We start from the raw sequence: 14,671 nt of genomic DNA on the forward strand, positions 1-14,671 counted from the left end.
GCAACGTACATTTTTTTAAATTATATAGTACAAAACTCACTATTATTTTGGAAATAAATGATTCTTATAGCCCGGATCTAAATAGGTAGATCCGGGTTATTTTTTATTAAGGTGCAAAATATGAAGCGCTGTACCAGCTGTAAAGATGGCGTTCTTAAACCAGGATTTATCGAAGAGTTATTTCGTGGATATACTTGTTCTTCCTGTGAGGGTAACTGGATTCTTATTGAAGATTACTTAAGCTGGAAAAGACAAAATCCTGAATACAAATTTTCAGAAGATATTAGTAATCTGAATGATGTAGTTTCCGAAGATACTAAGCGAGCTATCTTGTGCCCGGTGTCTGGCTCCATAATGCAAAAGATAAAAATTATAGCTAGTAGTGAACATCGTATTGATTACAGTACTGTTGTCGGTGGAGTCTGGTTAGATAAAGGCGAATGGGATTTACTAAAAGCTGAAGGGCTTGCTGGCTCACTTAACTTTTTAGTTACTCATGAATGGCAGAAAAAGATCAGGGAGAACAAGGCCCAAGATACTTTTTCTGAAATGTATCGGAGTAAATTTGGAGATGACTTATATGATAAAGCTAAAGAAGTTCGCAAGTGGCTGAATTCAACCGAACAGAAAGCAGATGTTTTGGCCTATTTAAATGCGGAAGATCCTTACTCGGCTGAACGATAGTCTCCGATAGAGGTTGTTTTTTGAGGAACCAAAGAAAATTTGGTTCTCTGTTAAATACATTAATATATTTTTTATAAGTAGAAGTTGAGTAGTTGTAGTTAAATTCCTTTAACTTATCTATATATCTATCCTCTTTATTCTTGCCTTATTCGAATAATGTTAGTTATAAAGTGGCTTTGGATCTCAGTTTTTTTGGCTGTTCATTGATTCCAAGTATCCGGAACAAGTGTCTCCTTTGAAATTTCATGCTATTGGATATTAGTTTAATTATATTGATAGCCAGTTCATATTGTTTATCTAATTTGTATTTTTGTTGTTATGGGAAGTGTTTATTGGCGGTGATAGCATCATTAACGAGGTTTGTTGTTTTTGGTTTATCAATTAATAATAAATAATCTTAAGGTTCTACAAATGAATGTCAAAAAAATATTAATAGTACTGTCTTTGCTGGTTGGCTCCGCCGTTGCATTGCCTGCATTTTCTACTGATCTTAAATGCAACCTTAACGTCAAAGCTGGGGGGCAAGTAATTGGCAACGGAACAAATCGTTGTGGTGGTTTGGATTTTAGTTTTGGAACCTCGACTTCAGGAAGCTGGGAAATAGTAAATATTACAAAATCTATAGATTCTGTGAATTGGATTAAAGGTTGTAGCTCTGGTTTGTACTGTTCTGTGACAGTGCGAGCTTATGCCTCAAACCCTGCTGAGGTCTATATTCACTATACCGATGGGTCTATCGAGTATCTAGATGGATCAATGTTTTACGAGACTGGTTATTAATACTGCAGCTTGGCGTCGTTTATCTAATCGGCGCCATATTATTAAATCTTAGTTGAAGGGGGAGGATCTCAACTAACCTTCTTACCGATTTTATATCATAAATATATGGCGAATCCCGTCACCATCGGCTTTTATTAAAGCCATGGAATACAAGGACTATTACAAAATACTTGGCCTGGATCGGAGTGCGGATCAGGCACAGGTTAAGCGTGCCTATCGAAAATTAGCACGTAAATATCATCCGGATGTCAGTAAAGAGGAGGGCGCCGAAGAACACTTTAAGGAAGTAAATGAGGCCTATGAAGTATTGAAGGACCCAGAGAAGCGAGCTGCTTACGATCAGCTCGGTAGTGGTTTTCAGTCTGGCCAGGATTTCCGACCGCCCCCCAATTGGGACCAGGGTTTTGAGTTTCACGGTGGTGGATATACCGAAGCTGATCCTGAAGCTTTTAGTGACTTCTTTGAAAGCTTGTTTGGCCGTGGCGGGTTTCGTCGGGCTTATGGGCAGGGGCAGCGCCGCTCTTACAGTGCCCAGGGTGAAAATACCTATGCCCGCATCACAGTAGATCTAGAAGATAGTTATCGTGGCGGTACACGCCAAGTAACCTTAAAGCACTCGGTATTGGGTGCAGATGGGCGACCGCAACTGCGTGAGCGCACTCTTAATATAAAAATTCCCAAGGGGATCACTGAAGGGCAACAGATTCGCTTGGCTGGACAGGGTGAGCCTGGCATTGGAGAAGGTAAACCAGGTGATCTCTACCTGGAAATTGCTTTCAACTCTCATCCCCTTTTCCATACAGAAGGTAAAACGGTTTACCTGGATTTGCCTTTGGCTCCCTGGGAGATAATGCTTGGAGCCAAGGTTCAGGTACCCACTCCCGATGGTCCCATTAAAGTGACCATTCCTGCAAACAGCACCAACGGTAAAAAACTGCGCCTCAAGGGCCGCGGTATCCCGGCAAAGCAGCCGGGGGATATGTATATAGTGATGCAAACTGTTACGCCGCCAGCCACTACTGATAATGAACGCGAGGCATACCGTCAGTTTGGCGACGCATTCAACTTCAATCCGCGTCAGTCCATGGGAGGATAATTGTGATGCCTAAAAAGGTTGAGCAGCTTAGCGGTGTTCTCCTGAATGAAGAGAGTGAGTTAACTTTGAGTGAACTGTGTCGGGCTTGTGGTGTGCCGGCGGAGCGCATCATTGCCTTGGTTGAGGAGGGAATTATTGAGCCGCGTAGCAGGGAAGTGCAGTGGCGCTTTAGCGGAATTTGTGTGCGCCGGGTGCGCCGGGTTTACAGCCTGGAGCGAGATCTGGGGGTAAATCTTGCCGGCGCTGCATTAGCGATAGAGCTGCTGGAAGAAATAGAGCGTCTTCAGGCGCATCTGGCACGGCTGGAGAAAGGTCGAAAACGCTAAGGTTATCTATTGTCTTGATTTTAGATATGGGCCAATCAGCTCGATCTTCTCAATCCAAATAGCTCCGCTATATTCTTCGGGTAGAAAACTGAGCTCTTCCGGTGTGTAAATACCGGGCAAGCCCCGCTTGCCATTTTTATGGTCCACTGCCATCACCAAGCTATTGGCTTTGGCCACTCGTTCAGAGTAGCGATTGGGCCAACCCCACAAAGCCCATCGCCAGGTATTGGGTGCAACAACAATACTGTTCCGGCAAGACTCGGGAAAGTAGCCACTCCAACCGAACAGTGCATATTGCAAAGCACATTGTTTGGCGCTTGTCTTGCTGAAGGCCAATGCATTTGGCCGCAACTGCCGTATCCTTTTAATTGGGCGATCGCCACCGTAGACCATGAGCCGGGAATTAATAGGCAATTGGTGTTGCCGAAGATAGTTATCCAATCGTTCTGCTTCTGTTGGATCATTACTCTTAATATTGATCAGAAACTGCTTGCCGGGAAAGTGCAGCAAGACCTCTTTTAAAGTGGGAAGTAAACCCACCCCCTGGCCACGAAAGGGAAATGTCTTGCCGCCATCAAAGGTATAGCCGTAACCAATATCCAGCTTCTTTAAGTCCTTTATGGACTGTTCCCGGGTGACACCTGTTCCATCCGTGCGGCAGTCTATGGTCCAGTCGTGAAATACCGCGAAGTCGCCATCAGTGGTGGGATGGACATCGATTTCGACAATGTCCGCGCCATGAGAAAAGGCAGCTTCCATAGAGGGAATCGTGTTTTCCAGATAGCGGTGTTCCGGGGTATAGATACGGACTGCGGTGCATTCGTCACGGGTCAAATTATCCCGGTTGTAAGTTTGGTAGACGCCGCGATGGGCAATCAGGATCGGTTCCCCTTGCTGGGCTGTCGCCAGCCAAGAGGCATTGAGTAGGTAAATTGCACCGAGTCCAAATAGGGCTGTTAGCGCTACGGTTTTGCCAATGGTGCTTCTCTTCATCAAGCTGCTCTGCACTTTTCCTTGGAAGGTGTTGCAGATATTAGTCAGTTTTTGGGAAGAGAAATGGGCGCAGAGGTGGCGAATTATGGTGAATTCAGGCAGTAACTATGGGGTGGTGCGGCACCACCCCGAATATTATCAGAGTGCAGCTTTGGTAATGGTTCCCACCAGGTAGCCGGTATATACGAGGTAAGCCATTAGCAGCGCGGAGCCTTCCCAGCGATTGATTCGGCCCTGGCCTTTGAAGCCGTAGGCAAAAATAAACAGGGCAATTGTGAGGCCCAGAACCATCGGCCAGTCCCGGGACAGCACCTCGTGGGGTACGTTGTTCATGGGAGCAATGGTGCCGGCAATGCCAACCACCGCCAGCAGATTGAACATATTGGAGCCGACAACGTTACCGATGGCGATATCGTGCTCACCTTTTCGTGCGGCCACTAAAGTTGCGGCCAGTTCCGGCAGTGAGGTTCCCAGGGCAACAATAGTCAGGCCTATCACCAGGTCACTGACCCCCAAAGATTCGGCAATGGTTACTGCTCCCCATACGAGGATTCGGGAGCTGACAATCAATAGTACCAGCCCCGCTACCAACCAAAATATGGCAGTTCCGAGTGGCATAGGGTTGTCTTCCAGCTCAGTTTCTACTTCTCCCTCAAGCTGGTCACCTTTATTGCGCATGGCAGAAAAGATACTCCAGCCGATCAAGGCGAAGAAACCGAATAACAGAACAATACCCTCCCAGCGCTCCAAGCGGTCATTCCACAGGAAGGCACCACTGAGCAGGGTGATTGCCAGCAGCAGTGGCAGCTCTTTACGCACAATCTTTGAGTGTACCGATAGTGGGATCAGCAGGGCACTGAAACCGAGAATCAAACCGGTATTGGCAATATTGGAACCGTAGGCATTACCCAGGGCGAGGCCGGGGTTGCCATTCAAGGCGGCAATGGCTGAGACCACCATCTCCGGAGCGGAAGTACCGAAGCCGACAATCACCATGCCTATTAACAGTGTGGGCATGCCGCAATGTTTAGCAGTGGCGGCAGCTCCATCCACAAAACGATCGGCACTCCAGACCAGCACAATAAAGCCAGCAATGATGGCAGCAGCGGCGAGAAGCATAGGGGGTCCTCAATAAATACATTCAGGCGGGGTTTTTACCCGACAAACGGGGGCCGATTGTACCGGCTCTGACAAATACAAAAAGGTATTCAGTTATTTGGATGGGCTGTCAGGGGCAAATTAACGTAAATGTCCCGTCAGTCAGATGGTTTCGCTGCCAGTGTGGGCTACAGTCAATGCATGGCCCGGTAAATCTGCAGGGTGATAATGGGATGGCGCGCCTAATCGCAAAATCCCTGAGCTGGTGGAGATGTCGGGTAAATCTACGCGGGTCGCACAAAGCAATGCGCGGCAGATTCCGCGATATCCATGTCACCGGCCGCTAAGCCGGGTATTTAGGAGGCCTTTATGAGACTCAAAGCTTCAATTGGGATACTGGCCGCGGCGATGGTTTTGACCCTGTCTGCCTGCGAACAGCGCAAGAAAGATGAAGGGATGGACGGCAATAAAGGGATGGGCACCGCTGAAACCGGTTGCTGCCAGCATGCCGAAAATGCCTGTGCCGGAGATGTGAGCAAATCCCAGTGCGACCAGATGACCGGCAAGTTTCACAAGGATCATATGTGTCGTACTGATACCGGAAAATGCACGCGTAAATAAGGTCGGCTGTGCATGGGTGTGACGCAACAACTGTGTCGCACCCGGCTCCCGATTACTCTCCCGGTCCTGTTCAAGGACCCGTTGCCAGCTGGTTATTCTCCCAGGCGCTAGCTTTGGAGGCTGGTGACTAAAAGCACACTTCAAGTACTCATTTGTTAGCTGATCCAGAGTTTCTTGACATTAGTTACATCTGCAACTAACTTCGTTTGCGCTTTAAATCCACAATCCGCAGCCACGCTTTGAAGTGCTGCGATGATAAGAAATGGAGGACCGCATGGCCGACTTATTTGAAAACCCGATGGGACTTAACGGCTTCGAATTCGTAGAGTTTACAGCGCCGGAAAAAGGCATCCTTGAAACCGTTTTTACCGCCATGGGCTTTGAGAAAATCGCCCGTCACCGCTCCAAGGCAGTAGAGTTGTGGCGCCAGGGTGATATCAACTTCATCACCAACTACGAGCCCAACAGTCACGCCTATTACTACGCCCAAGAGCACGGTCCCTCCGCTTGTGGCCTTGCCTTCCGCGTAAAAGATGCCAAGTTCGCCTACGAAGAGGCCCTGCGTAAAGGTGCACAGCCTATTCACGTGAATACTGGCCCGATGGAACTGCACCTGCCGGCAATCAAAGGTATTGGCGGTGCGACCCTGTACATGATTGATCGCTACGAAGATGGTGAGTCCATCTACGATATCGACTTTATCTGGGAAGAGGGCGTAGAGCGTCGCCCTGAAGGTTGTGGTTTCCACACTCTGGATCATCTTACCCACAACGTGTATCGCGGCCGTATGGATTACTGGGCCAAGTATTACGAAGACCTGTTCAACTTCCGCGAGATTCGTTACTTCGATATCAAAGGCGAATACACCGGCCTGCTGTCCAAGGCGATGACTGCACCGGATGGCAAGATCCGTATTCCGCTGAACGAAGAAGCAGCTGGTGGCGGCGGCCAGATCGAAGAGTTCCTGATGAAGTACAACGGCGAAGGTATCCAGCATATCGCCTTTGCTTGTGATGACTTAATTGCCTGTTGGGATCGCCTGAAAGAGCGCGGCATGGAGTTTATGACCCCGCCGCCGGACACCTACTACGAAATGCTGGAAGAGCGCCTGCCTGGGCACGGTGAACCTACTGAAGAATTCCAGAGCCGTGGCATCCTGCTGGATGGCACCACTGAGGGCGGCCAACCACGCCTGCTGCTACAGATTTTCTCCGCTAATATGCTCGGCCCGGTATTCTTTGAGTTTATCCAGCGCAAGGAAGATGAAGGGTTTGGTGAGGGTAACTTTAAGGCCCTGTTCGAATCCATTGAGCGCGACCAGCTCAAGCGTGGCGTCATTAAAGAAAAGGAATAATAACGGAGGCTTCAATGGGCATTAAGCGCATTCACCACGTGGCGTATCGCTGTAGGGACGCCAAGGAGACAGTGGAATTCTACCGCGATCTTCTCGGCATGGACTTCCAGCTGGCCATTGCCGAAAACGAGGTACCCTCAACCGGTGAGCCGGACCCTTACATGCACGTCTTTATGGATGCGGGTATGGGGAATGTGCTTGCCTTCTTCGAAATCCCCAACTCCCCGGAGATGGGGCGCGATGAGAACACACCCAAATGGGTGCAGCATATCGCTTTCGAAGTAGAGTCCATGGAAGAAATGCTTGAGACCAAAGCGCGACTGGAAGCGGCCGGGGTCGACGTACTCGGCCCTACCAATCACACTATCTTCCAGTCGATCTACTTCTTCGACCCCAACGGCCATCGTATCGAGCTGGCCGCCAATACCGCCAAGCCCGGAATGCATAAAGAGCTGAAGCGGGTTGCTGAGGATATGTTGGAAGAGTGGTCACGTACTAAAAAAGCCCCAAGGCACGCCGCCTGGATGCATGGGGAAGAAGAATTTGTGGAAAAAACTGAAGGGGAGGCACAGTGAAGTTAGCCAGCCTTAAATCCGGCCGCGATGGCCAATTGGTTGTTGTTAGCGACGATCTTACCCGTATGGTGCCAGCTGGCGATATTGCCCCCACCATGCAGAGTGCGTTGGACAATTGGGCATCAGTCAGCAGCGAGTTGGAGAAGCTACACGAGCGCCTGCAAAGTGGCGAGATTCAAGGGGAAGCCTTTGACCAAACTCTGTGTGCTTCGCCTTTACCGCGCGCATATCACTGGGCCGACGGTAGTGCTTACGTGAATCATGTTGAGCTGGTGCGCAAAGCCCGCGGTGCCGAGGTGCCGGAGAGCTTCTACAGCGATCCGCTCATGTATCAAGGTGGTTCCGATACATTCCTGGATCCACGCGAGCCGGTAAAGATGCCGCAAAGCAATGGCTTTGGCATCGACTTCGAGGCAGAAATTGCCGTGATCACCGACGATGTTCCTATGGGGGTGTCCGCTGAGGATGCGCTGTCACATATCAAGTTGGTAATGTTGGTCAATGATGTATCCCTGCGCGGATTGATACCTGCGGAACTGGCCAAAGGATTTGGTTTCTACCAGTCCAAACCCTCTAGTGCTTTCTCCCCTGTTTGCGTAACCCCTGAACAGCTGGGTGAAAACTGGAGCGAGGGTAAATTGCATCTGCCACTGGTTTCCCATCTGAATGGTGAGAAGTTTGGCGAGCCCAATGCCGGTGTGGATATGACCTTCCACTTCGGGCAACTGGTCGCCCACGCGGCCAGAACTCGTCCACTTTGCGCAGGCACCATTATTGGCTCTGGAACGGTATCCAATAAGTTGGATGGCGGCCCCGGTAAGCCTGTAGCAGAAGGCGGTGTTGGTTACAGCTGTATTGCCGAGATTCGCATGATTGAGACCATCCAGAATGGCTCTGCAAGCACGCCATTTATGGACTTTGGAAATACCATTTCCATCGAAATGCTCGATGATCAAGGGCAATCTATCTTTGGACGTATTGAGCAGACTGTAGAGCAGGTTTAACACCGCTTAGCCAAACCTCGACCGAATTTTATCCCCTGGAGTTAACGACCTAGGGACAGAATTTGGTCGAGGCATCTTACCTACCACTTTGCTGTTGAATCATTCCTGCCTAAATTTTTCACAACCAACTTAGTAGTGCTGTATTGAGTGGCTAAAAGTGTGCTGGCAAAGAGACTGGCACAGGCGTTGTTGTGTAGTTTTCTATGCAATTTATTGCATAGCTTTTTACTTGCACACCTACTCTAGCAGTTTGTTGTTACAAGCCACTTTTTTAAACTGATGAGTTTTGTAAAAGTATACTTTCTATAAATTGCTATGCGTCCTATTTGAGATTAAGAATGATAAATATTTATAAGTAAAAATATCTTCTTATCTCTATTTTGTCTTCGCAGTTAGAAACGGCTAAATATTGTTTGTTGCCAGATTATTTTTGGCTAGTAGATTTCAACAAAGTAGGATTCAGGCAAGATTAACGCTGGATAAAAAAATAGTGCCAGAGTCGATTTAAAAAGCGCTTTTATACTCTGTTGGCCCTGGAACTTTTCTGGTTCAATGCCCGCCCAATTCACAGGCGCTACAAATTTTCAGTTTTTAAAAAAGGATTTGTGCAGCGTTTTTATCTCATAAAATGAGGGATCGAATATGCCTATTTGGGTCGATAAAACCGTTCTCGCTGTAACTGGAACACGCGTAAACCCCGTACAACAATCTGTAGCCAATCATCGGGGTCAACTGACATACAACTTCAGCCAGTGTAAGGATCCGGTAAAAGCACAAATCACTATTCACGAAGATACTTCTGGCGGTGTTTGTGAAGCGCTTTCCGCCTTTTGGATCAAGCATCACTCTGATGGAGGGAGCTTGTGGGATTGGTTAATGCCAGCGGGTGTACTGGATGAGCAACACTTATTTCACGTAATGACCCTGCAACAGGCGGGCACACAGAATAACCAGGACAGAACTACAGAAGCCTGGCTGAGCACACAAAATATCTTCCCTACCAGTCAAAATGTATTTGGTGGAGCTTTCCCGAATGGCCGGGGAGGAAATACTATCCGGGGTATTCACAATCCCCGTAGAGCGCAAGGCCAGAGTGGCGTTTTCTCTCCCAATGCTTTGGCCAGGGAGATTATTTTGGATCAGACGGGTGGTGCTGGATGCTATAAGAAGATAGGCCTTGATGGCACTTTTGCAGGTCATGCAATGGCTGCCTGGGTTGCGCAGGACATTACTTTTTTTGACCCCAACTTTGGTGAATTCTGGTTTGAATCCAGAAATTCCTTCTTTAATTGGTTTACCCAATCATTTTGGCATAACTCTATGTATTCAGTAGGGCTAAGCGGTGGCTATGAAGTTCGCTCTTACGCTCGCCGCACATAAATTGGCAGTAGCTGTTTTTAGTGGTTAGCAATCCACTACCAATTTTTTCCTCTTAGCCCTTCCCCCATGGGCGCTCGGCAGCCGGGTTCACCCGGCTGCCTTTTTTAGTTGTTACCACTTCTACCTATTTCACTTCTTTTCATTGACTCATTTTCAAGTCGTAATTATCTGGAGGTAACAAGTTCTATCTCTAAAAAGATAAAACCAATTGTCGCCAACTACAAAAAATATTTCCATTTAGATAGTTTCCTTGTCATAGGTCAGTTTTTTTGTACCAAAAATAGTACCAGAGTCGAATTAAAGGACCCGTGTAATCTGACTGGCAAGCGTAGTTGGGTCTGTTCTAACATGCAATTAATCGTAAATAGCTACGACATTCTTATCCATAAAAAATAGTGCCAGAGTCAAATAAATACCAGCGCTTCAATCTATTTCGAACTGCTATCTATGGCCTGAGAAAAGAGTGCCAGAGTCGATTTTAAAAAAAAATGGACACCTATCTGCCCTGTAAATTTTCTGTTTCAATCTAATGCATATACCGGAAAGCACTTCTCAGAAGCAGTTAACTATTCGCTGAATAAGTGTTTCTACATTGTGAATACAGGGGAGATGGACATGCCGATTTGGTTTGATAAAACAGTACTTGCACTTACCGGGACAAGGGTAGGTCCTGTTCAGAGATCTGTGGCCCAGCACGGTGGCACACTTCAATATAATTTCAGTCAGTGTTTGGATCCGGTGAAGGCACAGATCACCATACACCAGGATACTGCTGGCGGAGTCTGTGAATCCCTGAGTGCCCACTGGATCAAATTTCACGCAGAGGATGGAAGCCTTTGGAATTGGCTCTTTCCCAATAATACATTGAGTGAGCAGCATCTTTTCCATGTGATGACCTTGCACCAGATTGGTGGAAATGCACCAAACCAGGATCAGGTCTCAGAGACGTGGCTGCAATCTCACAATATTCTGCCTCTTCAGAATAATGGCGGTGTGGGTATCGCTGGGCCAAATGGTCAGCGCCAAATTCACGTGGTCACAGGCCCTCGGTTAGATCGTGGGCAAACTACTATGCGCAACTCTGCAGCGCTTGCCGATGAAATTATTAGGGAGCCGACGAGAAGCGCTGGCTCTTACAAGAAAATCGGTATTTCAGGTAAGGTGGGTGCCCACGCCATGGCAGCTTGGGTTGCGGAAGATGTGTTGTTTTTCGACCCAAATTTTGGAGAATTCTGGTTCCCAACCAAGAACGCATTCCGCAACTGGTTTGTAAACTCTTTCTGGAATACATCTATGTATGCCATTGGTCTGAGTGGGAGCTATGACGTGCGCTGTTATGCGCATGCCACCTAAGTTGCTAGTCAACTGTTTTACCACTTGGTGGAGGAAATTATACTCCTCCACCTCACTTGTGGCGGTATGTTTATTCCGCCGAGTCACTATTATCCATCCTTCGTGTATAGTGCTGGTACAAGCTTGCCACGCCCACTCTGTAGGGTAACTAAGAGAGCAAGCTCTGTTGTTCTTTTTAGATACCAACAGCACTACGGAGCCAAGGGTGAAATTCAAGAGATCACTTACCTACTACCTCAAGTCCTTAACAGGACCGGTTATTGCTACTAGCATATTGATGCCCTCAGCCTGGGCAGCAACTGCTACAGAAGAACTTCAAAGTGTTCTTAAGGATCACTGGCAATACACGCTGAGAGAAGACCCAATTACTGCCGGGCGAGTTGGCGTTTCCGATTACAATCGAGAACTGCCCGGGGTAACTGCAGAGGATCGTCAACGTCGTATAGAGGCTGAGCAGGCCTTTATCCGGCGCCTTGAGGCTATCGATCAAAGTAAGTTAAGTGCTTCAGACCGCGTCAATAGTGAGCTTCTCTCTTGGGTTCTTGCCAGCTCGGTTGAGGAAGAGGAACTGTTTCTCGACCGAATTCCCCTAAACACCTTCTCAAGTTTTTACGCAAATGCGCTTGAGGCAAATAGTGGTTTGGCGATGAGGGATATCGCCGATTACGAGGACTATACTGCCCGTATCGGTGAATTTGGTCGCTACTTCGATGAGAACATTGCCAATATGCGCGAAGGTATTCGCTCTGGCTTTGTGTTGCCCAAAATCGTTGTAGAAGGTATAGCGCCAACGGTACGCGCTCAAGTATATAAAGATCCCAGTAAAAGCAGCTTGTATAAGCCTTTTGCTGAGATGCCGCAAATCATCGCGCCCGATGAGCAGAAGCGTCTGCGAGAGCAGGGTTTAGCTGTGATTAAGCAAGTAGCTATTCCCGCATTTGGACGGGTAGCGGATTTCCTTGAGGGCGACTACCTGAAGGCGGCCACAAAGACTTTGGGTGCTGAACAGATGCCTGGTGGTAGTGACTACTATCGCCACAACATCCGCTACTACGTGACCCTGGATCTGGACCCTGCGGAGATTCATCGCACGGGCCTTGCCGAAGTGAAGAGAATCCGTGCGGAAATGAAAGCCCTGATCAAGGAGTCAGGCTTTAAGGGCAGCTTTACAGAATTCACCCAATTCCTGCGCACAGACCCACAGTTTTACGCTAAAACGCCGGAACAGCTGCTCAAGGAAACGGCCTATATATCCAAGCGTATTGACTATGTATTGCCGGAGTTCTTTAACTTACTGCCGCGTACTCCCTATGGCGTGGTACCAGTTCCCAGTGAAATAGCACCTAACTACACTACGGCCTCCTATAATCCAGCCGCCATTGGCGGTACTCGCGGTGGTGCCTACTGGTTGAATACTCACGGGCTGGACCAGCGTCCCTTGTATGAGCTACCTGCTCTTACCTTGCATGAAGCAGTACCGGGCCATCATTTACAAAATGCTCTCTCGCAAGAGCTTGAGAATGTACCGGACTTTCGTCGCAATCTTTACCTGAGTGCTTATGGAGAAGGTTGGGCCCTTTATTCAGAGCGACTGGGTAAAGAGATGGGACTGTACACCACTCCCTACGAGCACTTTGGGCGACTCAGCTATGAAATGTGGCGTGCCGCACGCCTTGTGATTGATACTGGAATTCATTCTCAGGGGTGGTCACGACAGCAGGCATTAAACTTTCTTTCCAATAATACATCCCTCTCTCCGGCTAATGTACGTGCAGAAGTAGATCGCTATATATCCTGGCCGGGGCAGGCGCTATCTTACAAGATGGGGGAAATTAAAATTCGACAGCTGCGAGCTCTTGCGGAAAAAGAGCTTGGCGATAAGTTTGATTTGCGATCGTTTCACGATGCACTGCTAAGTAATGGTGCTTTGCCTCTTTCGATGCTGGAAGAGCAGATGCAGCGCTTTATTGAAGAACAGAAGTCTGCCTAAGCCTACCCTGAATCCCATTCACTACCTGTGGGTGGGATTCAACCTTTTCAATATGTCCTCTGTCGTAAGCAAAACTATCTTATCGACAGTTGAAAATACAAGCCTTTTTTGGCGCAAAAAACACTATATTTGTCTCATATTTGAAGTGGAGGTTGTACAGGTTTAAAGGTCTAATGATCACACAATAAATATTCTTATCACATTGAATATCTAGTTGTTCTTCTTATATATTTCTCAGAGAGGTAATATGAATATATTTAAGTGGGTAATTTTTTTAGTCTTGTCATTGGTAAGCTATACAGCTTTTTCTTCATCGAAAGTAACTGATAATATAACAATTGATTTTGAAAGCGCGGATAGATTAGTTGATATTTTATCTGGAGACAAAGTATCTGATAATCAATTAGATAAGCTGATGAGTTTGCAGGGTATACAAGCAACGATCCATCAAACCTCAAGATTTGACATTAAAGCCAATGCTGAGTCATTTCGGTCTAGTTTGATCGATGTTGTTGAAGGTAATCCAGTTAAAAATGATCCCTTTAGATTTCAACAGTTAAATGAACGATTGTCCGAAGTTGAAGATATACTCAAGATAATAAAGCGCAATCCTCAGCAATACTTAAATAGTGTAAAGAGGGGAATTAGTGATTATTCTCCTAAAGATATTTCCTTTGATACCAATATTTTTATGGTAGTCGGGGGAACTTCTGACGGTTGGGCCAAAGATGATAACTTTTATATTGCGCTGCAGTATTTTAAAGGAGATTATGAAGGTTTACTGACACTTTCAACGCATGAGTTATATCATGTTGCTCAGTCCAATTTTTATGGAAAGGGAGAAAATCCAGACTCTAATTGTGAGAAAATCTTAAATCAAACCCGTCTGGAGGGTATAGCCTCTATTGTGGGTTCTCCATTAAATGATACAGACGGAAAAGAGTACACGGAATGGTTTAAGAAAAAATTTAAAAGAAATTTACAGCGAATAGATAGTAACTTTGTTTTATTTGAAACAATGCTTTTTCGTGCATGCATTGACTCAAGTTTAGACTTTGACAAAATCTATCATTTGGGTTTTTCTGCAGTATGGGATAGCCCGCTGTATTTTGTAGGTTTCTATATCGGCAATAGAGTCGAAGAGTTAAAGGGTAGGGATTATCTGATTTCACTTTTGCAGGAATCACCTTCAGCTATGTTTAAAGCTTATATCAAGCTTTATAAAGATGAGAAAAATAAAGATTTAATAAAATTTGATAAACCGATTGAAGATATTATTCTTGCCATATAACACCTAATCAAAACTCTAAGAGTTGGTTCTGGAAAATCTAGGCGCCTTGAGTAGGCGTCTAATTCTCTTGTTACATACCCTAGCCTTCCCGAAAGCATCTAGCTTAAGCAAATTATCGATTAATAA

14 protein-coding genes are annotated in these 14,671 nt (G+C 46.7%); 12 read left to right on the forward strand and 2 right to left on the reverse strand.

The genetic code is table 11. The annotated features are described in order from the left end of the window. Positions 1-120: 120 nt before the first annotated feature. The 4 genes from ACJJIQ_RS20915 to ACJJIQ_RS20930 all read left to right on the forward strand — a co-directional run bounded on the left by ACJJIQ_RS20915 (position 121) and on the right by ACJJIQ_RS20930 (position 2,886). A complete protein-coding gene (locus ACJJIQ_RS20915; RefSeq protein ID WP_444926376.1) occupies positions 121-684 on the forward strand; it encodes a TFIIB-type zinc ribbon-containing protein in 564 nt (187 codons plus the stop codon). A 411-nt stretch (positions 685-1,095) separates the two neighbouring features. Beyond that, entirely contained in the window at positions 1,096-1,464 is a 369-nt protein-coding gene (locus tag ACJJIQ_RS20920; protein WP_445362935.1) for a hypothetical protein, read from the forward strand. A 142-nt stretch (positions 1,465-1,606) separates the two neighbouring features. Further along, positions 1,607-2,560, forward strand: a complete 954-nt coding sequence (locus ACJJIQ_RS20925) for a DnaJ C-terminal domain-containing protein (protein ID WP_445362936.1) — start codon at positions 1,607-1,609, stop codon at positions 2,558-2,560. A gap of 5 nt (positions 2,561-2,565) precedes the next feature. Next, positions 2,566-2,886, forward strand: coding sequence for a chaperone modulator CbpM (locus tag ACJJIQ_RS20930; RefSeq protein ID WP_445364837.1), 321 nt, complete (start codon positions 2,566-2,568; stop codon positions 2,884-2,886). A 6-nt stretch (positions 2,887-2,892) separates the two neighbouring features. Here the strand turns inward: ACJJIQ_RS20930 and ACJJIQ_RS20935 are convergent, their stop codons facing one another. Beyond that, positions 2,893-3,879, reverse strand: coding sequence for a glycerophosphodiester phosphodiesterase family protein (locus ACJJIQ_RS20935; RefSeq protein ID WP_445362937.1), 987 nt, complete (start codon positions 3,877-3,879; stop codon positions 2,893-2,895). 138 nt (positions 3,880-4,017) lie between these two features. After that, on the reverse strand, positions 4,018-4,998 hold the full coding sequence (locus tag ACJJIQ_RS20940) for a calcium/sodium antiporter (RefSeq protein ID WP_413663970.1): 981 nt from the start codon (positions 4,996-4,998) through the stop codon (positions 4,018-4,020). Between the two features lie 348 nt (positions 4,999-5,346). Between ACJJIQ_RS20940 and ACJJIQ_RS20945 the strand changes: the two genes are divergently transcribed. The 8 genes from ACJJIQ_RS20945 (at position 5,347) to ACJJIQ_RS20980 (ending at position 14,545) form a co-directional block, all read left to right on the forward strand. Then, positions 5,347-5,598 carry a hypothetical protein gene (locus tag ACJJIQ_RS20945; RefSeq protein ID WP_413663971.1) on the forward strand — a complete coding sequence of 84 codons (252 nt, stop codon included), beginning with the start codon at positions 5,347-5,349 and terminating at the stop codon, positions 5,596-5,598. 274 nt (positions 5,599-5,872) lie between these two features. Continuing rightward, a complete protein-coding gene (gene hppD / locus ACJJIQ_RS20950) occupies positions 5,873-6,952 on the forward strand; it encodes a 4-hydroxyphenylpyruvate dioxygenase (protein ID WP_445362938.1) in 1,080 nt (359 codons plus the stop codon). A 14-nt stretch (positions 6,953-6,966) separates the two neighbouring features. Continuing rightward, positions 6,967-7,527, forward strand: coding sequence for a VOC family protein (locus tag ACJJIQ_RS20955; RefSeq protein ID WP_252084079.1), 561 nt, complete (start codon positions 6,967-6,969; stop codon positions 7,525-7,527). Further along, the gene (locus tag ACJJIQ_RS20960) at positions 7,524-8,531 is read left to right on the forward strand and encodes a fumarylacetoacetate hydrolase family protein (protein WP_444911876.1); all 1,008 of its coding nucleotides are present in this window, start codon (positions 7,524-7,526) and stop codon (positions 8,529-8,531) included. Before ACJJIQ_RS20955 ends, ACJJIQ_RS20960 begins: the two co-directional genes overlap by 4 nt. 642 nt (positions 8,532-9,173) lie before the next feature. Continuing rightward, the gene (locus ACJJIQ_RS20965; RefSeq protein WP_444915058.1) at positions 9,174-9,911 is read left to right on the forward strand and encodes a YopT-type cysteine protease domain-containing protein; all 738 of its coding nucleotides are present in this window, start codon (positions 9,174-9,176) and stop codon (positions 9,909-9,911) included. 615 nt (positions 9,912-10,526) lie between these two features. Then, positions 10,527-11,264 (forward strand): YopT-type cysteine protease domain-containing protein, encoded by a 738-nt coding sequence (locus ACJJIQ_RS20970; protein ID WP_413663975.1) that lies wholly within the window; start codon positions 10,527-10,529, stop codon positions 11,262-11,264. Between the two features lie 205 nt (positions 11,265-11,469). Continuing rightward, positions 11,470-13,254: a DUF885 domain-containing protein gene (locus ACJJIQ_RS20975; RefSeq protein ID WP_445362939.1), complete on the forward strand. Its 1,785-nt coding sequence runs from the start codon at positions 11,470-11,472 to the stop codon at positions 13,252-13,254. Between the two features lie 247 nt (positions 13,255-13,501). Continuing rightward, a complete protein-coding gene (locus tag ACJJIQ_RS20980; RefSeq protein ID WP_445362940.1) occupies positions 13,502-14,545 on the forward strand; it encodes a DUF5700 domain-containing putative Zn-dependent protease in 1,044 nt (347 codons plus the stop codon). The last annotated feature ends 126 nt before the right edge of the window (positions 14,546-14,671 follow it).

Source organism: Microbulbifer maximicatervae (SeqCode) (assembly GCF_052468295.1).